The 26157-nt window shown below is 23.0% G+C and carries 30 protein-coding genes and 1 tRNA gene; 18 read left to right on the top strand and 13 right to left on the bottom strand.

Annotation, left to right across the window (positions count from 1 at the left end):
• The 4 genes from tyrS (at position 1) to AAHM79_RS02300 (ending at position 3413) form a co-directional block, all read left to right on the top strand.
• Positions 1-1617: a tyrosine--tRNA ligase gene (gene tyrS, locus AAHM79_RS02315; RefSeq protein ID WP_342258020.1), complete on the top strand. Its 1617-nt coding sequence runs from the start codon at positions 1-3 to the stop codon at positions 1615-1617.
• Between the two features lie 16 nt (positions 1618-1633).
• Positions 1634-1876, top strand: a complete 243-nt coding sequence (locus tag AAHM79_RS02310; protein ID WP_342258019.1) for a hypothetical protein — start codon at positions 1634-1636, stop codon at positions 1874-1876.
• On the top strand, positions 1816-2709 hold the full coding sequence (locus AAHM79_RS02305; RefSeq protein WP_342258018.1) for a hypothetical protein: 894 nt from the start codon (positions 1816-1818) through the stop codon (positions 2707-2709). The genes AAHM79_RS02310 and AAHM79_RS02305 overlap by 61 nt, the downstream gene beginning before the upstream one ends.
• 188 nt (positions 2710-2897) lie before the next feature.
• The gene (locus AAHM79_RS02300; protein ID WP_342258017.1) at positions 2898-3413 is read left to right on the top strand and encodes a hypothetical protein; all 516 of its coding nucleotides are present in this window, start codon (positions 2898-2900) and stop codon (positions 3411-3413) included.
• A 64-nt stretch (positions 3414-3477) separates the two neighbouring features.
• Here AAHM79_RS02300 and AAHM79_RS02295 read toward each other — a convergent pair whose 3' ends face one another.
• From AAHM79_RS02295 to AAHM79_RS02280, 4 genes are all read right to left on the bottom strand, one after another.
• Entirely contained in the window at positions 3478-3819 is a 342-nt protein-coding gene (locus tag AAHM79_RS02295; RefSeq protein WP_338958972.1) for a hypothetical protein, read from the bottom strand.
• 234 nt (positions 3820-4053) lie between these two features.
• A complete protein-coding gene (gene rpsD / locus AAHM79_RS02290) occupies positions 4054-4665 on the bottom strand; it encodes a 30S ribosomal protein S4 (RefSeq protein WP_174480874.1) in 612 nt (203 codons plus the stop codon).
• A 350-nt stretch (positions 4666-5015) separates the two neighbouring features.
• A complete protein-coding gene (locus AAHM79_RS02285) occupies positions 5016-5804 on the bottom strand; it encodes an IS30 family transposase (RefSeq protein WP_342258230.1) in 789 nt (262 codons plus the stop codon).
• The gene (locus tag AAHM79_RS02280; RefSeq protein WP_342257378.1) at positions 5804-5965 is read right to left on the bottom strand and encodes a helix-turn-helix domain-containing protein; all 162 of its coding nucleotides are present in this window, start codon (positions 5963-5965) and stop codon (positions 5804-5806) included. The genes AAHM79_RS02285 and AAHM79_RS02280 overlap by 1 nt, the downstream gene beginning before the upstream one ends.
• A 476-nt stretch (positions 5966-6441) precedes the next feature.
• Between AAHM79_RS02280 and rplM the strand changes: the two genes are divergently transcribed.
• From rplM to AAHM79_RS02265, 3 genes are all read left to right on the top strand, one after another.
• Positions 6442-6873, top strand: coding sequence for a 50S ribosomal protein L13 (gene rplM / locus AAHM79_RS02275; protein WP_342258016.1), 432 nt, complete (start codon positions 6442-6444; stop codon positions 6871-6873).
• Positions 6874-6888: 15 nt separating this feature from the next.
• On the top strand, positions 6889-7296 hold the full coding sequence (gene rpsI / locus AAHM79_RS02270) for a 30S ribosomal protein S9 (protein ID WP_252319874.1): 408 nt from the start codon (positions 6889-6891) through the stop codon (positions 7294-7296).
• A gap of 284 nt (positions 7297-7580) precedes the next feature.
• Positions 7581-8702, top strand: a complete 1122-nt coding sequence (locus tag AAHM79_RS02265) for a hypothetical protein (RefSeq protein ID WP_342258015.1) — start codon at positions 7581-7583, stop codon at positions 8700-8702.
• Here the strand turns inward: AAHM79_RS02265 and AAHM79_RS02260 are convergent.
• The 3 genes from AAHM79_RS02260 to AAHM79_RS02250 form a co-directional block, all read right to left on the bottom strand.
• Positions 8699-9649, bottom strand: coding sequence for an IS30 family transposase (locus AAHM79_RS02260; protein ID WP_342258014.1), 951 nt, complete (start codon positions 9647-9649; stop codon positions 8699-8701). The two genes, AAHM79_RS02265 and AAHM79_RS02260, sit on opposite strands and share 4 nt — an antisense overlap.
• An 828-nt stretch (positions 9650-10477) precedes the next feature.
• On the bottom strand, positions 10478-10714 hold the full coding sequence (locus AAHM79_RS02255; protein WP_339039691.1) for a hypothetical protein: 237 nt from the start codon (positions 10712-10714) through the stop codon (positions 10478-10480).
• Between the two features lie 144 nt (positions 10715-10858).
• On the bottom strand, positions 10859-11020 hold the full coding sequence (locus AAHM79_RS02250; protein ID WP_342258013.1) for a hypothetical protein: 162 nt from the start codon (positions 11018-11020) through the stop codon (positions 10859-10861).
• Between the two features lie 176 nt (positions 11021-11196).
• Here AAHM79_RS02250 and AAHM79_RS02245 point away from each other — a divergent pair.
• The 6 genes from AAHM79_RS02245 to AAHM79_RS02220 all read left to right on the top strand — a co-directional run bounded on the left by AAHM79_RS02245 (position 11197) and on the right by AAHM79_RS02220 (position 15969).
• Positions 11197-11274 (top strand) — tRNA-Ile (locus tag AAHM79_RS02245).
• Between the two features lie 309 nt (positions 11275-11583).
• Positions 11584-12399, top strand: coding sequence for an ABC transporter ATP-binding protein (locus AAHM79_RS02240; RefSeq protein ID WP_342258012.1), 816 nt, complete (start codon positions 11584-11586; stop codon positions 12397-12399).
• On the top strand, positions 12392-12670 hold the full coding sequence (locus AAHM79_RS02235; protein WP_342258011.1) for a hypothetical protein: 279 nt from the start codon (positions 12392-12394) through the stop codon (positions 12668-12670). The genes AAHM79_RS02240 and AAHM79_RS02235 overlap by 8 nt, the downstream gene beginning before the upstream one ends.
• A 113-nt stretch (positions 12671-12783) precedes the next feature.
• The gene (locus AAHM79_RS02230; protein WP_342258010.1) at positions 12784-14082 is read left to right on the top strand and encodes an ABC transporter permease; all 1299 of its coding nucleotides are present in this window, start codon (positions 12784-12786) and stop codon (positions 14080-14082) included.
• A gap of 423 nt (positions 14083-14505) precedes the next feature.
• Positions 14506-14673, top strand: coding sequence for a hypothetical protein (locus AAHM79_RS09625; protein ID WP_425289550.1), 168 nt, complete (start codon positions 14506-14508; stop codon positions 14671-14673).
• 36 nt (positions 14674-14709) lie between these two features.
• Entirely contained in the window at positions 14710-15969 is a 1260-nt protein-coding gene (locus tag AAHM79_RS02220; protein ID WP_342258009.1) for an MATE family efflux transporter, read from the top strand.
• 13 nt (positions 15970-15982) lie between these two features.
• Here AAHM79_RS02220 and AAHM79_RS02215 read toward each other — a convergent pair whose 3' ends face one another.
• Together AAHM79_RS02215 and AAHM79_RS02210 are read right to left on the bottom strand one after the other, a co-directional pair.
• A complete protein-coding gene (locus tag AAHM79_RS02215; protein WP_342258008.1) occupies positions 15983-16366 on the bottom strand; it encodes a hypothetical protein in 384 nt (127 codons plus the stop codon).
• A complete protein-coding gene (locus AAHM79_RS02210; protein WP_342258007.1) occupies positions 16367-17317 on the bottom strand; it encodes an IS30 family transposase in 951 nt (316 codons plus the stop codon).
• A 168-nt stretch (positions 17318-17485) separates the two neighbouring features.
• On the opposite strand from AAHM79_RS02210, the gene AAHM79_RS02205 reads away from it, so the two are divergent.
• From AAHM79_RS02205 to hpf, 4 genes are all read left to right on the top strand, one after another.
• The gene (locus AAHM79_RS02205) at positions 17486-18085 is read left to right on the top strand and encodes a hypothetical protein (protein WP_342258006.1); all 600 of its coding nucleotides are present in this window, start codon (positions 17486-17488) and stop codon (positions 18083-18085) included.
• A gap of 516 nt (positions 18086-18601) precedes the next feature.
• A complete protein-coding gene (locus AAHM79_RS02200) occupies positions 18602-18949 on the top strand; it encodes a hypothetical protein (RefSeq protein WP_342258005.1) in 348 nt (115 codons plus the stop codon).
• A gap of 167 nt (positions 18950-19116) precedes the next feature.
• A complete protein-coding gene (locus AAHM79_RS02195) occupies positions 19117-20268 on the top strand; it encodes a hypothetical protein (protein WP_342258004.1) in 1152 nt (383 codons plus the stop codon).
• 166 nt (positions 20269-20434) lie between these two features.
• On the top strand, positions 20435-20827 hold the full coding sequence (hpf, locus tag AAHM79_RS02190) for a ribosome hibernation-promoting factor, HPF/YfiA family (RefSeq protein WP_174480838.1): 393 nt from the start codon (positions 20435-20437) through the stop codon (positions 20825-20827).
• A 793-nt stretch (positions 20828-21620) separates the two neighbouring features.
• Here hpf and AAHM79_RS02185 read toward each other — a convergent pair.
• A complete protein-coding gene (locus tag AAHM79_RS02185) occupies positions 21621-22742 on the bottom strand; it encodes an Mbov_0401 family ICE element transposase-like protein (protein WP_342258003.1) in 1122 nt (373 codons plus the stop codon).
• A 300-nt stretch (positions 22743-23042) separates the two neighbouring features.
• On the opposite strand from AAHM79_RS02185, the gene AAHM79_RS02180 reads away from it, so the two are divergent.
• The gene (locus AAHM79_RS02180) at positions 23043-23249 is read left to right on the top strand and encodes a hypothetical protein (RefSeq protein ID WP_342258002.1); all 207 of its coding nucleotides are present in this window, start codon (positions 23043-23045) and stop codon (positions 23247-23249) included.
• A gap of 79 nt (positions 23250-23328) precedes the next feature.
• On the opposite strand, the gene AAHM79_RS02175 is transcribed toward AAHM79_RS02180, so the two are convergent.
• The 3 genes from AAHM79_RS02175 to AAHM79_RS02165 are packed head-to-tail and all read right to left on the bottom strand — an operon-like array spanning position 23329 to position 25941.
• The gene (locus AAHM79_RS02175; RefSeq protein WP_342258001.1) at positions 23329-24615 is read right to left on the bottom strand and encodes a hypothetical protein; all 1287 of its coding nucleotides are present in this window, start codon (positions 24613-24615) and stop codon (positions 23329-23331) included.
• Entirely contained in the window at positions 24600-25355 is a 756-nt protein-coding gene (locus AAHM79_RS02170) for a hypothetical protein (RefSeq protein ID WP_342258000.1), read from the bottom strand. Before AAHM79_RS02170 ends, AAHM79_RS02175 begins: the two co-directional genes overlap by 16 nt.
• Positions 25300-25941 carry a hypothetical protein gene (locus AAHM79_RS02165; protein ID WP_342257999.1) on the bottom strand — a complete coding sequence of 214 codons (642 nt, stop codon included), beginning with the start codon at positions 25939-25941 and terminating at the stop codon, positions 25300-25302. The genes AAHM79_RS02170 and AAHM79_RS02165 overlap by 56 nt, the downstream gene beginning before the upstream one ends.
• Positions 25942-26157 lie beyond the last annotated feature (216 nt).

The raw sequence follows: 26157 nt of genomic DNA, 5'->3' as shown, positions 1-26157 counted from the left end.
ATGAATAATATAATAAAATCCAATATTATTGACGAATTAAAATGACGTAATATCTTAAAAGATATTAGTAGCATAGATAAAGTAATTAATGCAGGAAAATTAGGAAAAGGAATATATTGTGGTTTTGATCCAAGTAATGATTCATTACATTTGGGTAATTTACTACAAATTATTTTATTGCATCGTTTTGCTATATTTGGTTTTCAACCAATTGCTGTTATTGGTGGTACAACGGCAATGATTGGTGATCCAAGTGGTAAAAATAAAGAACGTAATTTATTAGATGAAAATGTGTTACAAACTAATGTTAGAAAAATAAAAGAGCAGTTAGTGACATTATTAAGTTATGAAAATATTGATAATTTAACATCATTAGAATTAATTAAAACATGTAATTTATTAAATGATAAAGAATATGAAACATTAGAGATGATTATTAAAAGTATTAATCCAAATAATCAATATCAACAGACTTTAAGTAGTATTTTAAAAACATTGCCCTTACCTTGAGAAGAATTAGGATTATCAGCATCATTACTAAAAACTTTATATGAAATTTGTAATTTTGATCAAAAGTGAATTACTATGAAAAGTGATTTAAATAATCTTTCCTTTAAACAATTGTTAAATTATTGTGATAGTTATGTAGAAACTTGAATTACATTTTTAAAATTACCATTGGGAACATTAAACAATAAAATTAAACCAATTAAAATTATTAATAATCAAACATGATTAGGCCCACTAACAATTACAACTTTTTTGCGTGATATTGGTAAGCATTTTAATGTTAATCAAATGTTAGGCAAAGAAATGATTGCTAATCGTTTAAATTCTGGAATTTCTTATACTGAATTTTCTTATATGGTATTACAAGCGTATGATTTTTATCATTTATATGAAAAAGAGCAATGTTATATTCAATCTGGTGGTAGTGATCAATGAGGAAATATTACTTCCGGTTTAGATTTAATTAGAAAACAAAAAGGTGATGAACATCATGCTGCCTGTATTACTATTAATTTATTAACTAAATCTAATGGTGAAAAATTTGGTAAAAGCGAAAAAGGTGCTATATTTTTAAATAGTGAAAAAACTTCGCCTTATGAGTTATATCAATTTTTATTTAATCAAGAAGATAAAGATTTGCCTACTTTTTTTAATTCTTTAACTTTATTTAGTGAAGAACAAATAGCAAAAATTTTAGTAATTCATAACAGTGATGTTAAGCAACATTATGGACAAAAGATTTTAGCAGCTTTATTAACAGTATTTATTCATAAATTAAATGGATATTTTAGTGCTATTAATATTACTAATGCTTTTTTCCACGACCGGATTCATCAAATGAAATCATCTGAGATTTTACAGGTTTTAAAAGATGTACCACATTTTAATCTTAATCATAATGAACAAATAATTGATTTTTTAGTTAATAATCAAATTTGTAATTCAAAAAGAATAGCAAGAGAACTAATTATTCAAGGTTCAATTGTTGTTAATGGTGAAAAAATTACCAATATAAATTTTCTTATTAGTAAAAAAAACGCAATTAATAATCAAGTAACAGTTATTAAAAAAGGTAAGCGTCATTATTTTATAGTTGTTCATAAATAAGGAAGGGTATTTAAATATGATATTTATTAATGTTTCTCCATTATTATGGGATATTATTATTTTTGCTATTATTATTTTTGGTATTGTTGCTGGCTTTTTTATTGGGGGAAGAGCATTAACATTTATTAGCGCTGGTAATTTACTTAGTATTGGTTTAATGTTGGCATTTAAACCAATGTTAATAGATTCTTTTAAAATATGGTATCACCATGGTTTAGTGACCTTAGCGGTAGTTTTGCTTCATTTAAGAATTTATTAACTGATAATATTGGATTTTTGATATATGCTATTGTTTGAATTATTGGTATTAATATTTTATTTTGAATAATCTATATTATTTTATATTTTGTACTTTTTAATAAAAATAAAATTGAACACAAAGCAATAAATGCTACAGCGGGAATTTTAATTAATTTTATTAGAATGAGTATTTTAGGTAGTATCATAATAATTATGATGGGTACTAGTGTTTTCGGTAATAAATTATTAAGTTATGGTGTTATTAAAAATGAAATACCAACAACTTCTGTTACTCATAAAATATTTAGTAGTATTGATAATAATCTTCCTTTTTTAAATGTTAATGTAACAGACATTAACACTGTTATTGATTTATATCAAAATAGTGAAACATTAAAGCAGAGTATAAATGAATTAAAAAATAATACAACTTATGAGGAATGTTACAGTACTGTTGAAAAGTTAAAAATGATAGGTATATTAAGAGTAGATGAAACCGATAAAATTGCTAATGCTCTAAAAGAAATGGAATCAACAGGTGATATCAATGCTAATAAAAAAATAATTATAGAAATCTTGCAACAACACGGAGTTGATAATTTTTTAGATGTTAATTATATGGTATTAGTTTTTAATGCTTATGCTAATATACTTAATTTATATTCGGAAGTAGTACAAGTATGTGATAATAATTTAAAAGATATGCCAAGAATAGATACTACACTTCCAAAAAATATGGGTCGTTATAATCTTTTAAAGCCTAAAATTTCTGCTTTTACTAATTCAATGAAAGATGTAATAGTAAGAGAACATATTATTCAAAATTTAAAAAATATTTATAATCCGTTTTAATAAAAATAAAAAAATAGTTGAGGAATTTAATTTTTACTTATAACTGGAGTAGTAATTTTTCTTTGTGTTTTAAAAAAAATATGATATTATTACCTAGTAATTTAATAAATGTTCTTTCCTAGTATAGATATTTTCTATATTAGGATTTTTATTAAGTTAATTTTAATAAGCAAAGGAAGATAAAGAATATGTTAGATGATTTATTAAGAAAAACATTAGAAAACACACCTAAAGAATATAAGAAAAATATGATTGACAGTTTCAGAATAAATATAGGTAAATTAATTAATAATATTAATGACTATATAGACGTTGAAGAGAAAATTTATAATGCAGAAAGTAAAGCAGGATATTCTGTTTCTTATAATCCTTTTTATATGTCACTTCAACATCGAATTAATATCCAACTATTAAAAGAAATAGTAAATGCTCTTAATAATGTTGATGAATTAGAAAAGTTTAAAAAATTAGAAGAAATATATAAAGAATTCGTTACTAGAAAAGAAGAAATTGAAACACCAAATTCAAGATGAAAGAATGCTAATAAATATAAAGAACCTAATAATCCTGACTTACAAACAAGAATTAATCAAATTTGAGAAAATGGTCCATTAACAAGACAACAAAATTTTATTGATGCAGCAAATCAAGAACATATTCCTAATAATGGTAATGGTTCAAATAGTTTTCATAATGTTATATAATATGAACCTATATTAAGTTCATTATTTATAGAGAACATATAAAAGTTACCCTTTGGGGTAACTTTTACAATATTTTATTTTTTATTAAATCAATAGTATTTTCTACTTGTTTATTATTACTTTCTTTTTTGTCTTTTGTCTTAATAAATCGATAAGTACTAATGATTAAAAAACCTATATAAATTAAATAAGATATCGTTAATACTGATATTAGTAAAATATTATCATAATAATTTTTAGTAAAAAATGAAAATATGTTACTAAAAATTAAAGGAATTATAGCTATTCATAAAATTAAATATTTCTTTTTGTTTTTACTAATTCCTAATCAGCCAATAGCTGTTATCATAACAGCTATCACAAAAGTAATACTAACTATTTTTTCAGAAATTTCATTTTTAATCATTTTTATTCTTCCTTTACTCATCTATAATTAACATTATATCATTTAATTTAATTGACATAGTAGTTGTAGAAAATTAATTGTTACTTTTGTTTTAAGGAAATTTATTAATAGATAATTAATTTATATTTTATTTTTTCAAAAATCAAAAAAATAATAAATGCTTTTATTGATATTTACCATCTAAAAAATAAATCTGTTATCAATTGATAACAGATTTTAAATTAATTATTAATTTTAAGCACGTCCATATGATTCAACAACTAATGCTTCATTAATATCAGTATTTAGTTCGTCACGTAGTGGATGACGTACATATGTACCAATAAATGTTTTTTTATTGAATTCAATAAATGGTAATGTTGAAGCATTAGCGCTTAATGCTTCAATAATTTTTGCATTTTTTTGTGCTTTTTCAGTAATAGTAATTTTATCTCCTATTTTAACACGATATGAAGGAATATTAACTTTTTTACCATTAACTAAAACATGACCATGATTTACTAATTGACGAGCACCTTTTCTTGTTAAAGATAAACCTAAACGAAAAACAATATTATCTAATCTTGATTCTAAGAATACCAACAAGTTAGTACCAGTAACACCATGAGTTTTTTTTGATTCATCAAATAAATTTTTCATTTGACGAGCATTTAAACCATAAGTGAAACGAATTTTTTGTTTTTCTTGTAATTGTAATCCATAGTTAGAAAGTTTAATTCTTTTTTGACCGTGTTGTCCAGGAGCGAATGTTCGCTTTTTTCCTTTTGCAAATTCTTTACCAGATTCAAGAATTGAGAAGTTTAATCTTCTTGATTTTCTAAAAACCGGACCAGTATATCTTGACATAATAAAAACCTCCTTGGAATGTATACAAACACAAAGAGACTTTAATAAGTTCTCATTAAGATAGTTTACAATTCGCCAGAACAGCACTGGTTACTATTAAGATTAATAGAAAATTCTACTAATAAAAAGAATAATCTTTGAGGGTAAACTATTTGCAACTTAATAATACTTATTTGCTGCTTTCGTGAATGCTTGTTAATTATAGGATAAGTAATGTTATTTGTCAAATATTATTTTTCATTTTTGCAATTAAATATCATTAAATTTTAGTTATTATTTTTTAAAAAAATAATTTAAATTTATATAATAAAATTTAGTATTTAATTGCTAAATTGTAAAGGTAAGTGCAACTAAATTATTTTTCTATCCAAATATTCGATTGGTGAAAGATAATTTAGTATTTTTCTCGGTCTTTGATTTAAAGACAATATAAATTTATGAACTTCATTTTTATTAGTTTTTGAAAAAATAAATTTTTTAGGAAATTTTTCTCTAATTAAACCATTAGTATTTTCATTAGTACCTCTTTGTCAAGGTGAATATGGATTGGCAAAATAAATTTTTACATCTAAATTTTTTTCAAGTTGTTGTCAATTTGAAAATTCTTTGCCACGATCAAAAGTAATAGTTTTAACAATGTTTTTAGGAAGAATTGATAAATAATAACTGACATTTTTATTAATAACTTTAGTAGTTCTGTTTTTAACTAATATTGCTAAAGTAAATCGTGATACTCTTTCAACTAAAGTTATTAAACATGATTTGCTTTTACCTCGTGATGATACTATAGTATCTCCTTCTCAATGACCAAGTGTTATACGATCATTAACATTTATATCTCGTTCTTTAATTGATTTACCATTAAACTTGCCACGATTTTCTTTAGATTTTCGTTTTTTACCTTTTCTTCTTAAATTTTTACTAGTAACTTTATCAAGCATTCCAAAATAAATTCAAGTATAAATTGTTTTAAAACTAATAACTCACTCTTTATGAAAATTTTTAATTCTGCCATAAATTTGTTCAGGTGATCAACCTAATAGTAATTTTTGTTGTACATATTTTACTAAATTCTTATTTTTAAACTTATGAAAACTAATATGTGATTGTTTTCGATTTTCAGCTTTATTTTGTGCAATTAATAGAAATAATGATTATTATCTTTATTTCTATTAATTTCTCGAATAATAGTACTAATACTTCGATTAAGATTTTTAGCTATTTCACTAATTTTAAATTTAAATTTAAATTGATTCTCAATATAAATCCTTTCATCTATGCCAAGATGTTTATAACTCATATAAAAACTCCTTACTTTTTTCTAAACTAAATTTAGCATTATGAAATTTTTATATGAGAATTTTTTGCAATTTTATTTACTTGCACTTACAAGTATAATTCAGCATTTATTGTTTAAATAATGATATATTTTGGTATATATTTTTTAATTTGTATTTTTGTAGAATTAAATTAAGACTTATTTAAAAAGTATTTTAAATAAGTCTTAATTTAAGTTTATAATTGAAAAAAATAATATATAATAAAAAAAATGTTTAATGTAATTATTTTTAGAAAATAATACTATATTTTTAAAAAATAAATATTTTTATAAGAGTTAGTTATAACTTTTAATTATTTATTTTGTAATCGATAATTTTGTGTAAAAATAATTATTAAATCTTTGATAATACTTGTTTTTTTAAATAAGTTTCTATATAATTATTAATGCTTTAAGCAATGTAGTCCCGGTAAAAATTACACTGTAAGGAGAAAAAAATGCGTCAAACAACAATGAATTTCAGTAACATTGAAAAAAAGTGATATGTTATTGATGCCAGTGGTTTAATTTTAGGACGTCTTGCAACTAAAGTTGCAATGATATTGCGTGGTAAAAATAAACCTTCATTTACACCACATTTAGATTGTGGAGATTATATCATTATTATTAATGCAAACAAAATTAAATTAACAGGTAATAAATTACAAGATAAGAAGTATTATAACCATTCACAATATCCTGGTGGATTACGTGTACGTAATGTACAAAGTATGATTGCTAAAGATGCTTCTGAATTAGTAGAGATAGCGATTAAAGGTATGCTACCAAATACTACCTTAGGTCGTAAGCAATTTACACATCTTCATGTTTATAACCATGATCAACATCAACATCAAGCCCAAAACCCCGAAGTTTTAATATTAGGCTAATAGGAGTAGACTTTTATGACAACATCTAATAAACCCGTAACTTATTCAAGTTCAGGCGGACGTAAAACGTCAACTGCCCGTGTTCATTTAAAAAATACTGGTCAATCAAAAATATTAATTAATGGTTTTGAGCCTTTAAAATATTTAGAACAAGAAATCTTAGTTCAAGATATGTTATTACCTTTAAAAGTAACTAATACGTTAGAAAACTTTGAAATTAATATCAAAGTTGAAGGTGGCGGAAGAACTGGTCAAGCTGGTGCAGCACGTTTAGCTTTATCTAATGTTTTAGTTAAGGTGTCAGAAGATTATCGAGTATTATTAAGACAATTTGGATTATTAACTCGTGATGCACGTAAAAAAGAACGTAAAAAATATGGTTTAAAAGCAGCCAGAAAAGCACCGCAGTTTTCAAAACGTTAATATAATAAAAAAAGAGTCTGAGACTCTTTTTTTATTACTATTATCTAATATTTTTTTATTATTATAGTATTACTAGAATTTTATATATTATTTTTGTTTATAATTTACTTTTTTATTTATATAACTTTCTTTTTTTTAAAATTTGTATTTCTTTAAATAAATTAGAGGTGTTTTTATTATAAACACTATATATGTGTAAAATAAGAATATCAATAATTTGTTTTAATAATAATGTAAAATTAATTTACAAAAAATTTAATAAAATTAAGGAGAGATTTTAATTTATGCCAAAAGAAATTAAAAGAAAAAGAAAAGTTATTGTAGGAATGGTTGGTGGGGCAGTTTTGGCTGGTGGATTAATCGGTGGTATTATAGCAATTTCTGAAATATTAGTTCAAAATGAGGGGGTATATCAAGAAAAATTAAATATTTTTAATTGACCTGAATCTTATGGTGCAATATCAACTTTATTAAATATAAATAATGATTTATATGTCGGAACTAGTAATGGTGTATATAAAATTAAAGATAATGCAAGTAATACAAAAGACAAAATAATAACACCAATTAGTGGTATTAATGGTTATATTTCTAGTTTAGTTGTTACTAATGATGGAACTGTTTATGTAGCAACTTTTGCTAATGGACTTTTTAGATATTCTCCTGAACAAAATATTTTGACACAAATATCAGAAATAACAGGAGAAGTTTATAGTTTAGTAGCTATGGGTAATAATGTATATGTTGGAACAAGAACTTCTGATTGTTATGGTAAGTTATTTATGATTGAATCTAATAAAAAGGTATCAGAAATTAAGGATTGAATTGAAACATATGGTGAAGTTAGAAGTTTAGCGGTTATTGATAATGATTTGTATATTGGTACTAAAACTGGTACATATACTGGAAATTTATTAATATTTAAGCCTAATGGAATATTAGAATTGTTAAAAAAATGAAATCAAAATAATGGTGAAGTTTGGAGTTTAATAGTTTTTGGTAATGATTTATATATTGGAAGTAGAAATCAACTATATGAAAGTAGACTATTTAAACTTTCTCTTAAAGGAGAAAAAATAACAGAAACTATTGGTTGAAGAAATAATAAAAATTATGGTGAGATTTGAAGTTTAGCTGTTGTTAATAATGATTTATATGTTGGAAGTAGAGTTCAAGTGATTGATAATAAATTTTTTAAAGGTGGATTATATAAGTCATCTGATGGTGGTATTACTTTTACTGAAGTATTTGGTTGAAATAAAGATTATGGTGCGGTAGTAAGTTTATTACTTGCAGATAATAATTTATATATTGGAAGCAAAAACTATAGTGATAAAACTAATCAAAATTATCAAGGGAAGTTATTTTTTAAAAGAATGCTAAATTGTAAAGGTAAGTGCAACTAAATTATTTTTCTATCCAAATATTCGATTGGTGAAAGATAATTTAATATTTTTCTCGGTCTTTGATTTAAAGACAATATAAATTTATGAACTTCATTTTTATTAGTTTTTGAAAAAATAAATTTTTTAGGAAATTTTTCTCTAATTAAACCATTAGTATTTTCATTAGTACCTCTTTGTCAAGGTGAATATGGATTTGCAAAATAAATTTTTACATCTAAATTTTTTTCAAGTTGTTGTCAATTTGAAAATTCTTTGCCACGATCAAAAGTAATAGTTTTAACAATGTTTTTAGGAAGAATTGATAAATAATAACTGACATTTTTATTAATAACTTTAGTAGTTATGTTTTTAACTAATATTGCTAAAGTAAATCGTGATACTCTTTCAACTAAAGTTATTAAACATGATTTGCTTTTACCTCGTGATGATACTATAGTATCTCCTTCTCAATGACCAAGTGTTATACGATCATTAACATTTATATCTCGTTCTTTAATTGATTTACCATTAAACTTGCCACGATTTTCTTTAGATTTTCGTTTTTTACCTTTTCTTCTTAAATTTTTACTAGTAACTTTATCAAGCATTCCAAAATAAATTCAAGTATAAATTGTTTTAAAACTAATAACTCACTCTTTATGAAAATTTTTAATTCTGCCATAAATTTGTTCAGGTGATCAACCTAATAGTAATTTTTGTTGTACATATTTTACTAAATTCTTATTTTTAAACTTATGAAAACTAATATGTGATTGTTTTCGATTTTCAGCTTTATTTTGTGCAATTAATGAAAAATAATGATTATTATCTTTATTTCTATTAATTTCTCGAATAATAGTACTAATACTTCGATTAAGATTTTTAGCTATTTCACTAATTTTAAATTTAAATTTCAATTGATTCTCAATATAAATCCTTTCATCTATGCCAAGATGTTTATAACTCATATAAAAACTCCTTACTTTTTTCTAAACTAAATTTAGAATTATGAAATTTTTATATGAGAATTTTTTGCAATTTTATTTACTTGCACTTACAAGTATAATTCAGCGAATAAAATAAAATTATTAAAAAAAATAAAAAACATTATAATAAAAATATTATAATATTTAGAAAATATTTAGTTTTTAAATTATTAATAAGATAAAGTATATTAATAAAAATTAATGAACATAGTAATTATTAATAATTTCACAATTTTCGATTGCATCTCAAAAATTATTATTTTTTTCTTTTATTTTAAAAATAAAAATAATTACTATGAATAGAAATACTGTATATAATAAAATTGGAACGATAATTATACAAAAGATCACTCCAATCTGTAATTGAATTCAAGGATAGTAATTATCAGGAAAATGATTTAAGTTACAGAAAGAACTTGCCGAAGTGCTAATAGTATAATTTAAACCAAAATGTTTTAATATTGTATATCCATCTTTAAAATTTGAATGACATTGTTCCTTATTATCGAATTTAAAATAAAAGTTACTAAATCAAATTAAGTATAAACCAGTAATTGTAATTAAAACCGTGATTGCAAATAATATTATAGTTGTTAACTGTAATATTTTAACTTTTTTCATTTTGATACCTCTTTAAATATAAAAAAAACATTTTTAGATAATAAAAATAATAAGTTAAGAACTATATTATTTTATGTAAAAATGATAACAAATTTATATTGTTTTTACAATTATTGATTGTATAAGCAAAGTTTTAATTAATTATATAAATGAATAATATTAAGAAAATATTTGAATATTTTCTTAATATTATTTTGATTTATTAATTTGATTCAATATTCTACTTGCATCTAAATTAAATGGTATTACAATAATTTCATAGTGAATAATTTCGCGATTAGGATATCCAAATTTTGTCACTATTTCTTTAAAACTTAGATGAAATAGTGTTGCTAATTCTAATGTTTCAAATGCTTTATATTTTATGTCATCACTTTGATTTGTTTTATATTTTAATAAATAAATTTCTTTGAGTTTTATTTTCATTTCATTTTTATTGCCATTCATTTTTTTACCTCTCAAACTTATATAATTTAACAAGTAAATTATATATAAATTATATCATTTTACTTAATTCATATTTAGTATTTTTTATTAAAAAATTTTAATAAATATACAATAAAAATATGATTATGAAAACGTAGTTGATTTTGCAATAATATCATCATTAATTTTCTCTATATTCTCATTCTCATTTATATCTTTTATATCATCATCATTTAGTGTTGCTTCTTTTCCTAAATTTTGATTTCATTTTTCAATTTTTAAGATATGTATTTTAATCTTTGTCATTCTGAATCCCCTCTTAATAAAAAACCTTGTATGAATAAATTATACAAAAAATTTTTTTTACTTTTAAAAATATAAATTTTTATTATAAGAATATTAAATAAAAATTAAATAAAATATTGTTATTATATATTGCAATCGTGCTTGAACAAATATATAATATCTCTGTTGCTCTTTTTGGGACTATAGCTCAGGCTGGTTAGAGCGCACGCTTGATAAGCGTGAGGTCGATGGTTCAAGTCCATTTAGTCCCACCATTATATGTGAAATTATGAAATAAACAGTTTTGTTTATTTTTTTTTATTTAAATCAAATTAAAAATTATAATAAAGATGTAAATCAATTGATTTATTAAGAATATAAAAAGTTATATTAAAAACCTATGATTAATAAGATATTTTAATTAGTGATAGGTTTTTAGTAATTGTTATTTTTTTTAGTATGTTTTATATTATTCATTTTTTTTATTTTTGAATTATAAATTAATATATAATATATCAGTATATTAGTATTAAGTATATTAACCATATAGTAATTATTATATTTAAGTAGTTAGGAGAATGAGTATGAAAAAACAAGAAATATTAAAACCAGTTATTAATAGTTCTTTAGTTGAAGATGATGTTAATGCTAAATCAAAAGAAAAACATAAATTTATAAATTTTATTAAATCATATTTTAAAAACTGACGTAATCATTATAACCGTAATGTAATAGTTAATCACGAAGATGCTCAATATGCATTTTTAATTCGTGATTTTACTAAACAGTTTAAAAAATTTAAAGCTGTTGATAATGCTATTATTAAAGTTAAAAAAGGTACTATTCATGGTTTTATTGGTCCAAATGGATCAGGTAAAACTACTACTATTAAGTATTTAATTAGCGCTATGGTTGAAACACACGGTGATTTAATTATTCATGGTAAGCGTTCATGAACAGTTGAAGCAAAAAAACAAGTAGGTTATATTCCAGAAGCTGCAAGATTTCCTAAACGAATTACTACTTATGATTATTTAATTTCAATGGGACAAATTAGTGGTTTGAAATATAAAATTGCTAAGGAAAAGACAGAAATGATTTTAAAGGAATTAGATTTATGGAAATTTAAAAAACGCAACCCTAATGCTTATTCTTCGGGTATGAAGAAAAAGGTGTTATTAGCACAATCACTATTAAATAATCCAGATGTCTTAATTTTAGATGAACCAGCCGCTAATCTTGATCCAACAGCAAGAACAGAACTGTTTAATGATTTAAGAAAGCTTCGTGAACAAGGTAAAACTGTTTTTATTTCATCACATATTTTATCTGAATTACAAAATTTAGCCGATGAAGTTACTGTTTTAAATTATAGTAAAGTTGTTTACAGGATTGGTTAATAAAACTGATTCATTATATGAAATAAGTTCTAATAATAACAATAATAAATTAATGAAGTTATTAATAGATAAAAAATTTTCAGTAGATGTTAATGAAAATCGTTTATTGGTAAATATTAAAACTGAAGCACAAGTTGCAGAAGTATTAGCAATTGCTTTAAGTGCTAATATCATCATTACTTATTTAAAACCATATACTGTTGATTGGCAAACAATGTATGAACGAATTGTTATGGAAGCTAATGATAAAAATAAGAAGGGAGAAAAATAATGCCAATATTTCGTTATACTTTTAAAAAGATGATTGCTACTCCTTCAACTTGAATTATTTTTATTATAACTTTAATTTTTCTTGCTTTATCTTAGTCTTTAATTTCGTTATTTGTGGGTTCTGAAGCAATAAAACAATTAACTTATGATCAAGCATTAAATTTTTATGTACCACAATGAAAAGTATTATCGTTCTCGGTACTTTTATCAATTATGATTTTTGTATTTATTTCAGTTAAAGCAACACAAGTTTTTCGTGATGAAATTGATGATGGTACTTTATTGATTTTAGTATCAAAGCCAGTTAGTAGAACTAGAATTTGAACTGAAAAGTTATTATCTTTACAAGTGGTAATTATTTTATATTTATTTTTATCTATTTTTATTGCTAGTTTTGTTATTACTATTCCTGGCATTGGTAGCTCAACTATTTATAATGCGGTATTTCCTTATTTATGAATTTTATTTGGTGTTGCTATTATTTTTGATTTAATTATTTCTTCAATTGCTATTTTATTTTCATTAATTTTAAATGCTAAGGCTTTAGTTGCAATTATGATTGGAATGGCTGCTTTATTCAATATTTTTGCGACATTAATTAATGGTTTAGTAACATTTGATCCTACATATTATGTTGTTTCACAGTCATTAGCAGTTTATAATAATGTAAAAGCTAAATTAGATAAAACTGATATTGATTGAATTAATGACGTATATAGAAAAGACCCAACAACTGCTATTGAATCTATTCAAAAGGCTATGTTTAGTATTTACGATACATATATTAAAGAAGTTAAGTATCCTAATAATTATGATTATCAAAAAGAACAAACAATAGTATTAGCAATTAAGAATGGTAGTACTAGTACTCCACCAACTACTGATGCTCCTAAGGACTTAGTTACTCATATTTACAATATTAGTAATGCTTTTCGTCAATGAAAAGAACAAAGTTTTGAAGAATTAATGACAGGTAAAAAAGTTGGACTAGATAACCTTGGTCCCAAAAGATCAAATGGTGTTGGTAGCAATAATGTTGATTATTCAGTAAATCTTATGATTACGGGTTTAAATACATCTCTTTCTCAATCACAATATGATGCTCTTAATACTAAGACATCACAAGTTAAAGCAATGCGTTATTTAAATATTTTTTATCAATTAAAATATATTTGAGATGGAATATCGACTGAACAAAGTTCAATCTTTGCTTATCCAAGTGAGTATGCTATGACAGCAGATCCTTATTTAGTTAGTTTTAATAAAGTTAACACAAATTATCAAGTTGATACCAATAAAGCAACTAATAGTAAAATTCTTAATTTTCCAGTTTTATTGACTGTGTATGTTTTGCTTGGTATTGGTTTATTGAGTGCTTCATGATTAGTATTTAATCGTAGAGATTTTACTTAGCAGTTTAGCATCTTTTATAAAAAATCAACATCAAAGATGTTGATTTTTTATATATTAAATTTCAAACCTCATTATTTAAATGATGTAAAATTATTATTATAATATAGAGCAAATTAATGATAAGGGTGAAACTATGAAAATTAGTGGATTTAAAATTAATAATAGAGCAAATCCACATAAAATTAGTAATTTTTTTGCTACTAAAAAATGGTATTTATTAGCATTAATGATTATTATTCCGGCAGTATTGCAACAAATATTATCAGCATCAATGAATTTACTAGATAATATTATGGTTGGAGAATTAAAGGATAGTTTTATTAGTGATTTAAAGCCAATGAATGAACATATTAGGGATATTTTTACTTCATTAGGACTTTGAGATAATTGAAGTTGATGAAAAGATAATGGTTTAGAACATTTTTATCATTTGCAATATTCAGCAGGACAAATTGCTGTTTCGGGAGTTACGGTGCTCAATTTTATGGAGCTGGAAGATATGGTTCTTTAAGACAAACAGTAAGAATGAGAATTATTTTTGGATTTTTAATTGGAGTGATAGTTATTATTTTATCTTATACAGTGGGTTAATATTTAATTTCTTATACTACTAGTCCTAGTAGTGCATTGGATAAATTTAATCAATTATGTGCTGCTAAAGGATTAACTATTAATGATATTAATGAGTTAAAGGACATTTTAAATTATAATCATGCTTTTGATGAAAATTCACTTATTAATTTTATGAATGTTCATAATATTGATAAAAACGATCCCCAATTTGTACAAATTATTTTACGTTATTATGAATTTCATTCAGCATCTTTAGCAACAGCACAAGGTATTGATTATAATCAATGAATTGTTTTTTCTTATCCATTGTTAGGAATAAACTTTGCTTTTGTTTCAGTATTTCGTGAAACAAAACGTGGTTATATTCCATTAATATTAACTTTTGTTTCAGTATTTATTAACTTTTTATTAAATTTATTATTAATTAATGGTATTGGTGCAGTTGCAGGAATTGGAGCACGAGGTTCAGCAGTTGCTACTTTAACAGCGAGAATTGCTCAGTTGGCATTAATTAGTAGTTTTATTATATGAAAGAAATATGAATTTCAACCAAAAGTTTTGAAAATGTTTAAGATTAGGGGTGATTTATTTAAAAAAATTATAATTAAAACATGGCCATTAATGTTAAATGATTTATTATTTGCAGTTGCTACGACAATGATTATTAGATTAATTTCGCAATGAAGCTTTGAAGCATTAAGTGGTTCGGCAATTGCTTCCACGATTAATACCATGTTCTATACTTTATATATTGGATTTGGTATTGCTTCTTCGGTGTTAATTGCCAATCGTTTAGGTGCCGATGATTTGATTGGTGCTAAATATAATGCTAAACATTTAATTAAGTTAGGCTTTTTTGTATCATTATTTTTTGCTGGCTTATTAGTTTTATCTTCATTTTTTTTACCACAATTATTATTTAATGCAACAACAGAAGCCTTACGAATTTCTAGTTGAATGATGCGTGTTGATGCTATAGTTTTTAGTGCTTATACTATTTTGTATACTTGTATTTATGCATTTCGTGCTGGTGGCTTAGCAATTACTGTTTTACTTGTTGATAGTTGTTTTACTTGATGTTTTTCAATATTAATTTTATTTATTGAGGTACATTATAGTCCTTTAGATATTGTTTATATTTATGCTATTATGCGTTCTTGTGATGTTATTAAAATGATTATTTCTTTATTTATTTATCATCGTGGTAAATGAGTAAGAAATTTAGCAAGTAGTATGAATAAAGTATATCCAGAATCTCCACCAGTAATTGATATACCAAAAGCAAAAGATAAAGTTGATATTGCTAATTTCTAAATATGTTTAATTTTTAAAATTTTATTATTCTTGAATTAGTTGGCTTTATTCTTTGCTTATAATTTTTTGTTGGAATATCATTTTCATATTTACGTAGTGTTTGTTCTCAAGGGATGTCTTTTTCTTTTTGTTTATTAATAGGGTTAGATATTTGTGGTTTTGGTTGTATTTTTAGAGGTACTGAAATATCTGAATTTAAAGAATCTGTTGATGTAGATTTTGAATTAAAGCCTTCATCACTACTGTTAGATAATAATTGATTTTCCAAATCACAAATTTTTTCACTAAGTTGAAATATTTCTGATTCAAATTGTTCAACCATTTGCTCATTGACTTCGACAATTGTTTCTTTTTCTTGTTGTTCTTTTTGATTGCTAAATTGTAAAGGTAAGTACAACTAAATTATTTTTCTATCCAAATATTCGATTGGTGAAAGATAATTTAATATTTTTCTCGGTCTTTGATTTAAAGACAATATAAATTTATGAACTTCATTTTTATTAGTTTTTGAAAAAATAAATTTTTTAGGAAATTTTTCTCTAATTAAACCATTAGTATTTTCATTAGTACCTCTTTGTCAAGGTGAATATGGATTGGCAAAATAAATTTTTACATCTAAATTTTTTTCAAGTTGTTGTCAATTTGAAAATTCTTTGCCACGATCAAAAGTAATAGTTTTAACAATGTTTTTAGGAAAAATTGATAAATAATAACTGACATTTTTATTAATAACTTTAGTAGTTCTGTTTTTAACTAATATTGCTAAAGTCAATCGTGATACTCTTTCAACTAAAGTTATTAAACATGATTTGCTTTTACCTCGTGATGATACTATAGTATCTCCTTCTCAATGACCAAGTGTTATACGATCCTTAACATTTATATCTCGTTCTTTAATTGATTTACCATTAAACTTGCCACGATTTTCTTTAGATTTTCGTTTTTTACCTTTTCTTCTTAAATTTTTACTAGTAACTTTATCAAGCATTCCAAAATAAATTCAAGTATAAATTGTTTTAAAACTAATAACTCACTCTTTATGAAAATTTTTAATTCTGCCATAAATTTGTTCAGGTGATCAACCTAATAGTAATTTTTGTTGTACATATTTTACTAAATTCTTATTTTTAAACTTATGAAAACTAATATGTGATTGTTTTCGATTTTCAGCTTTATTTTGTGCAATTAATGAAAAATAATGATTATTATCTTTATTTCTATTAATTTCTCGAATAATAGTACTAATACTTCGATTAAGATTTTTAGCTATTTCACTAATTTTAAATTTAAATTTCAATTGATTCTCAATATAAATCCTTTCATCTATGCCAAGATGTTTATAACTCATATAAAAACTCCTTACTTTTTTCTAAACTAAATTTAGCATTATGAAATTTTTATATGAGAATTTTTTGCAATTTTATTTACTTGCACTTACAAGTATAATTCAGCGTTTTTTATTAAATTATATTAATCAGAAGGATATTTTTCATAGATTAGAAAGAGAGAAATAAAAATGGATATTAGTAAATCTTCATTTGCTTCTTCAATGCAAGATGAAAATAATTATGTAGTGGAAGTGGTTAAACCTTCACTATCAAGAAAAAAAAGTTTTCGAAAGAAATTGAAAAAAAATTTTGTAAAAAATTTACCTATAATAACTGCCGGTACTGCTACAGTAGTAACATTAGCGGTTGGTGGAATTGATGGCTTTCAATGTTCTGATTTAGGAATAGCAGCTAGTGCAGGTACATCTGCTGCTATGATGGGTGCAGTTATTAAAGCTACGATTAAACAAAATAAACAAGAGAAAGTAGAATTAGAAGATGACAATAATGAAAAATCAAGTATTCTTCAGAGAAAATTAGAAGAATTACAATTAGAAACAGTAGGAGCAAAAATTCTTAAAAAACAATTAGAAAGAACTAAAGTTGAACTTGAATTAGTTAAAGCAAGAGAAAAATTAGCAAAACTTAATAACATAACTAGTTTAAATATTACTTCATCACCGATCCCTCAAGAATTAAATTTAGCAAAAGTAGTAAATGTAGAAACAAGTAATAATTGTTCATTATCAATTCATAAAAAAAATAAGTACATATATATAAAAATGTAAATAAACAATTGAAAAGGATAAAAGATATGAAAACAGAATTGTAAAATTTAAATGATTGTAATAATGAAACTGTTGTTATTGCAAAAAAAACTTTAGATAAAGAAAATAAAAAATTTTATTGAAAAACTGGTATTCAAGCTGTTATAAGTACTGCTGCTATTACTGGCTTGTTTGTAAGTTGGTGTTGGGTTAGTACCAATATCTATTTTTTCTGGAAGTTTAATAATTGGTAATACACTTTCAATTTGAGCAGAAAGAAAAAGAAGAAAAAATGTCAAAAAATTTTTTCAAGAATGAAATAAAAAATTAAATAAGGAATTAGAAATTAGTAAAATAAGATCAGAAATACAAAAAGAAAGATTAGAAGCAGAAAGATTAGAAGCAGAAAATTTAATTAAGCAAGAAGAACTTGAACAATTAAAGTTAGAAATAAATGAAAAAGAATTAATTATTTTAACTAAACAAATAGAATATAAAAAAATAGAATTAGAAAAAAGGAAGATAGAAGCAGAAAATTTGATTAGGGAAAAAGAATTTGAACAATTAAGTCTAGAAAGAAGTAGGGTACAACAAGATATTTTAACTAAGCAGTTAGACCTTGCAAAATTAGAAATGACTACCACGTTAGAAACAGATAAAACATTAGTACAATCTCAATTAAATGGTACATTAAAAGTAGAAAGTTTATTTGATATTTTAGAAAAAAATAGATTAGCAAAAAAAGAGAGTGGAAGGAAATTTTTTGAAGATGAATCATTAGATGAAAGATTAAATATTGAAAAAATTAATAAATCAGAATCACAAAATCAACAATCTTTAACAAAAAATTATTCGCAAGAAAGTTGCAAATTTAAAGTTTATTAAAAATATTATGATACATTTTTATTAAGTTAAATCTAAATTTTAATTTTCAAGAAGTATTTTTATAAAGGTTATATTTTCATTTATATTTCATAATTGTCGTTAAACATGTTAATCATCATTTATGATAGAATTTAATATATGAGATTTTAGGGTTGTGAGGTTTTAGTATGGAAGTGTCAGAAGAGAATTATAGAAACATTAATTCTCATAATCGTTGAGGAATTATTGTTAGTTCGGGATTAATGGCAATAACTTTGATTATAAGTTGAGTATTATGACTTATACTTTATCGTACTAATGTTAATGAGATTTTAGCAATTTTAACTGAAGTAATTAATAGTAAAGGCATTACATTTACTCTTACTTTTCAGATTTTAACAATTTTTACTTTAATTTTTTCGGTTATTACTCTAGTGTTTATTACAATTCCATTTATTTTTTTAAATAAATATGGAATAATAACTTTAGTATGAGCATTAATAGTAGTAGTAATTTCGCTTGTCTTACTTATTGGTTCAGGATTATTAATAAGTTATGGTTATAAAAAAATTTATAGTTATGTTATGGACAAAAAAATTATTAATGTTTTATTTTTTATTTTACCTTGAGGTTTTGCATTAATTTGTAGTTTCTTTTTAGTACTTTTTTCTTTATGATTAATAATGGCTAATTTAAGAAATAAATCAAAAAAAGCATTATCATTGACAAATAATAATGCTTTATCAGCAACAGAAATACCCGCAAGTGTTGAACAAAATTCTCTTTTTGGTGAACAAACTATTGGACCATCATTTACAGATCGATTTTTTAATGAACATGATAAATCAATACAAGGTATAAATATAGTTATTAATAATACTAGTGGAGGTGCACTTCCACAATCAAAATTACTTGATAATCAAGTAACTAGTAATCCAAATCCTGTTCAAACTAATAACAGTAGTAATAACAGTAGTAATGTTGTTAATAGTGAAGTAACTTGAACACCACAACAAATTGAAGAAGTATGAAATAAAGGAGAAATTATTGATGATTATAATCCACAGTTATATCGAAAAGACTATGCGGGTGCGCTAATGTTTAAAAATAACTTTATTAGTAATGTTAAACTTAATGATGATCCTAAAAGTTATAATTGAACTATTATACATCAACGACCTTTATTTCATGGAGGCACTTCTGATATTAGTAATTTACAACCAATGAATAATACTAATGCTATTACTAAAGGTAATAATTATCCACGTTGAAAAACAGCTATTACTTTTAATGGAAAACAAAATTTTTTAAAACAAAAATCATGAAAAGATAAAAAATAGAGTATTAATCATTAATTTAACTGAAGATGATATTAAGCATATTATAAATATAATTGGTATTTTGCTTAGTGGTTAATAATTTAAATTTAATTACACTATTATCTTTTAAAATTTATTTGTTTATGGGAAAATGTATATAATAATTAAAAGATAGGAGCAATTAATCATGCAAGTTATTGTCCATGGAAAAAATATTAATATTACTTATGAAATTAAAAATGCTGTTGATAAAAATTTTAATTATTTACAAGAAAAGTATTCTAAATATATTAAAAAAGATATGATTGCTAAAGTTGGTATTGAAAGAAATAGTAATCATACATATAATATTTCCGTTCATATTCAGTTATTAAATAATAATTTTTTACAGTGTTTAGTAGAAAATCACGATCTTTATGTTGGCATTAATAAAACATTAGTTCCGTTGGAAAAACAATTAAGTCGTTTAAAAACGGTTGCTGATAAAACTGGTGCTGAAAGCGTTGGTCAATTTATAACTAAAGAAATTCTTGATGATAATAGTGAAGTTATTATTGACGTAACAGAAAATAAAGATTAAAGAAAACGTTTATGAAAGTATACAATTATTAGCATTAGTTTTTTTATGTAAATATGATGCATCATATTTTTCATTTTCTGCATCTTGTGCTTTTTTTGTAAATTTTCTTCTGGTGTTATTTTTAAATTTCGCTTATAAATATTTGTATCCATTTTGTTTATTATTAAAATGGCATATTCAAGACTTTTTTTTATTTCTTTAATTAATTGTATATTTAAATTATCTTGATAGTTTTTTGTTGAAATATGTTTCTTTTTTTGTTATCTCTAATTCTAAAATGTTTGATATAGTTATAGTAATAAAAAATATAATAGAGATTTTTAAAAGTATTAATAATTTTTTTTGTATATTTTTCAATAAAAAAATAACTAATATCACTATTAGTTGCGTTATCTTTTATACAAATTTTATAAAAAATTATAGTTAAAGTAGTTGTATTATTAAATACTTCACTTACTTCTTTTTCAATTTCTTTTGTTAATTTTTTATTTATTGTTATTAGTGGAATTTTAATTTTATGATGTGTATCATAAAATTCTTTGGAGATTGTCAAAAATCCGGAATAAATTAAATCGTTGTAGTCTTATTATATTTTAGACAAGAAATAATTTGGATTTTTATGAAATTGTAAATTTATCTTACTACTAATTTAAAAATATTACAATTAAAATACTCAATTTTATAAATTATAAAAACATTTTAATAATTTAATTAACATAAATATATAACAAAAATTCTTATTAACTTTTAATTTAATAAGAATTTTTAATTTTTTATTTTAAAATAAGTAAAATTATGTTTTTAAATTTATTTGATTACATTTAAAAATAACCATTTTTATATAAATAAAAATACTATATGTTCTATTAACAATCATTTCTTTTAAAACATGTCAAATATTTGTTTCAGTAAAACAACCAATATTTCATTTTGCACCTTGATTAACAATACCTTTTTTATTATTTTTAAAATATTGTTTTTTTAACTTTTTATGATTATCTAATTCTTTATATAAATAATCAATTAATTGTTCATATTGACCATTATTAATGAAATCTTTACAATTATTATATTCACTTCAATATTTTCCTTTATTTCCCGCCATTATACCAAGATATAATGTTCTAATTAAATGGAATTTATCTAAAACAAACTCAGCACCAAGATAATCTGCTACATCTTTAATTCATCCAGCACTATCTCCACAAATAATTATTTTTGCTTGTTCAACATTTTCATAAAATTTTTGACAATGTTCTTGAACAAATTCAGCAGTTTTTTTAACTCCAATTGCTGTTCTTGTTGGTCTAATAATTGCTTTTACTCTTTTATTTTGTACTTTATGATTAATATTATCTGTATATGTTGTTATTAATCTCATAGAGTGTTTTATACCTTTACGTTTAAAATCTCAAAACTTTCGATGTCCATCATCAATTGCTACAAAAATAGGTTGATTTTTTTCTAATTTTACTTTTACTGGATTTGCTTCAATTACTTCTAAATTTTTAAAAACTCTATGAACAGTACTAACACTAATACCTGCTTTTTTACAAATAGCACAAATATCATGATATCTTTTTCCATCAGCAAAATATTCAATAATAGTTTGTTCAACATCTTCACCAATTCTTTTATATTTAGGTAATTCTAGTCATTCATCAACTAAACAAACACGAACTCATTTTTGTAATTTTTCATCAAAATATTCATAAATTCTTCTTTTATAAGTTACTAATCCATACATTATTTTTCTTGTTCGATATTGATAATCAACAATTTTATATTTCTTTTTATCTCTTGTATTTTTTATTCTTCAATCTCATTTTTCTCATTTTTTTGTTATATGTTCTAAAACTAATTTATCAATTTTTGCACTTTGTTCTCTAAAATTTCATTTATAATTAAAATTCACATTTACTTCTCCTAACTATTTTAAAAAAATCTAAATTTATTGTAAATATATTTAAAAAATTAATTTACTTAATTATTATATAAATATATAAGTGTAATTTTAAATAAAATAAAAATTATTTAAAAAACCACTTTCATATTTAAAATATAACAAACAATTTCAATATAATTAATAGTATAGGTATCACAAAATAAACACCTTTAATTTAGGCATTATTTTGCATTTAAAAGCATACTTGTAAAAATAATATAAAATAGTACAATTTAGAAGTAAAATCAAGGAAAAAAGGAGTAATTTAAGATGAAAACATGAATAAAAACAAATTTAAGTAAAATAACATTAGCATTAGCACTAACTGGTGCTGTAAGTGGAGTAACTGGTTTAATAATTAGTTCAATAGCACATAATAAAACTAATGATTTAACTTATTTTTTAGACCATCATTATAATGCGCACTGGGGGGGGCTTCTATTGGAGAAAGTCAAAGAGGAGACCATTATAAAATAGATTTATATTTTGAAATTAAACCTAATAAAGATAAAGATATAAAATGAAACGGAATCTATCCTGATGGATATTTTGATAATTAAACTTCTAAATTTATATAAGAAATATTTTCATTATATTTATCAAATAAATTAATATTTTTTAAATTTATTTCTTGTTTATCTGTTACTAAAATTAAATCATAATTACCAGCACCAAACATTCCACTAATTTCAATCCGATTTAAATTATTAATCGTATTTTTGATTTGCAATTCAAATTTACTGTCATTGTCAATTTGTAATATTTCTTTATAAAATTCTAGTTTTGAAAATAATTGTGATTTATTTGAACCATATAAATTTAAAGCATTTTCAATTTTAACTTTATCAATAATTAATCTTGTAAAATATTTACCATATTCTCCATTACCTAATGTTCAATCAGCAGGAATTAATGAAGGAATATTATTGCTTTCTAGTTCATTAGTTATGGATAATCAATTAAATTGGTTATCATCTAATTTGAATAATTCATTTTGACTAATGTCATTGTTTTTTAATTTAATGTTATTCACATCTGTAAAATCAAAATATTCAGATTTTAATAATACTTTTGCATCTTTAAATTCTCAAACTTTTTCAGGTGTAGAATGTATAGGATTTGATTTTAATTCGAAGTAGTAAGGTAATAAAAGTTTATAATCATCATTCATTCCTTTATTTATAGACATTGTTGAATAAATATTACTAGATAACATAATCACTATTTGTTTAAATATTTTTATTTGTTCTAAACTTATATAATTTGGATAATCTAATTTTCATTGTTTAAATAAATTAGTTATAACATCTTCTGGTTTTTGACATTCAAATTTTGCTCGCATTATATCTAAATCATTTGGAGATTTAGTTGAGTCCAATAATGCACCATCAAAGTTTCTATTATAAGTATATGTATAAGTTAACATATCTAATAATACTTTTTGTAAACTATCAATTGGTGGTTTATCATTTATTTCTAATTCAACATCATGAAATTTATTTGTTGTAGAAATAAATAAATTATAGTTACCTGCTAAAAATCATGACTCTAATTTTGTATCTTTTAATTCTAGTTCATCAGATAAGGGTCATACTTTTGAATTTTTAGTAACATCATAACCAATTTTAGCATTTGTTACTCTTGCATTATTAATAATTTCTTTTCTTGTTTCAGTACCTCCACCAATAGCAATTAAATCTAAAACTGATTTTTCTTTTCCAATAAATTGTTTTGCTAAATTTCAAGGTAATATTTGTTCACTAAATCATTGTTGTAATATTCTAACTTTTGGTTGAGTTTCAATAGGCATTGATAATAGTGGAAATGCTATCTTATCTTTCACAAATAACTTGGGTATACTTCCATATTGTCAACTTCACCAAGTACCTTTATATTGCCAAAAATCATGCTTCTAGGAGCTTTAATTTTTAAACCAATTACTTTGGTATCTTTATATAATGGTTTTTGTAATTTAATAATGATTGGATAACCATCTCTTGTTTTAAAATCTTTAATTTTAATAATAGTTATACTTTTAGTGCTTCGAGTTTTTGGATTTTGATAAGGTTGTGAATAATTATTAATAATATATAAATTATCAATGTTATTTTCAGTTAATGGTTCATTAATAGATACTGCATATAATTTAAATTGATTTAATAAATTTATTTCTTGAAAAATTAAATTTTTAATATCAGTCATACTATATTCAATTGTATTATCATTAATGTTAGTACTTGCTCTTTGATTTAATTGCATAGTAAAATCAGATGTTTCAACTGCAATAGTTTTTAATACTTTATCAATATCAATAAAACCTATTTTAATAGTGTTTGCTGAAAATCTTAAACTATTATTTTCATTGTTTTTAAATAAACGTTCAATTTCATAAATATAAATTGTTCTTTTTTTAAATTCATCATATGCTCTATTAATGTCTGGGTCACTAGTAGCACGCATCATATTAGTAAAGTCATAAGGGATATTATCAATTAAATAATCATTTTCTATTTCTGCTTGATTAAGTTTAGTTTGTTTCTGTTTCTGAGGAAACTTCGTTTGTGGTTTGTTGTTGTTTTCCATTGTTATCTCCTATTAATTGGTTATTTTCGGAGTTAAATAATTTTAATTTAACTGTTAAATTATTAATTTTTTGTTCATCATTAATGTTAAATGTTTTACTATTTAATAAATCTTTATCCATACGTACTAATATTTGAATAAATTTAAGAATATCAATATTAAATTGTCATAATTTTTGTTCAATATAATTAATGGTTGAAATATTAACTGCTGTACTTTCTGGAACTGATTGTTGTGCTGATTTCTTTTGACTTGGTATATGAATACCACAACGTTTAAATATTTCATTAACATTTCAATCATATATATCAGTTAAATTTTTACCTTTAAAATTACTATTTGTCATATTGATATTTTCGTTTTGTTCATTATTATCTCCACCACTTTTAAATATGTAGTTTTTAGTAACCAAAGTTCTTACTGCTTCTTCTAATGCTGATTGAACATTACCATAAGTTTGACTAAATATAAATTTAGGTGAGTTTAAAATAGTATCTAAAACAATTTGTTCATAAATAACATCTAGTGCTTTAATTTTATCCATTACTTTTTCACAATCTGCTTGTTCATTTGCTTTATTTCTCATAATTGCTATTGGTATATAATTAATATTTAGTATTTGTTCTTGTACTAAATTGGGATTATTAATGTATGATTTAAAATCTAATTTATTTTGTTTTTTAGTATCATTAATACTATAAATTGCACGATTAATTGTTACTTGTTCATTGTTTAATGTATAAACTTCAAATAATCTTACAGTTTGTGCATTTTGTTCATAATTATCATAAAAAATAGTACA

The sequence above is a fragment of the Spiroplasma endosymbiont of Nomada ruficornis genome (genome assembly GCF_964030795.1).
GTDB lineage: Bacteria > Bacillota_I > Bacilli_A > Mycoplasmatales > VBWQ01 > Spiroplasma_E > Spiroplasma_E ixodetis_A.
Note: the sequence above shows the minus strand (reverse complement) of the source record. Positions and strands in the feature narration are given on the sequence as shown.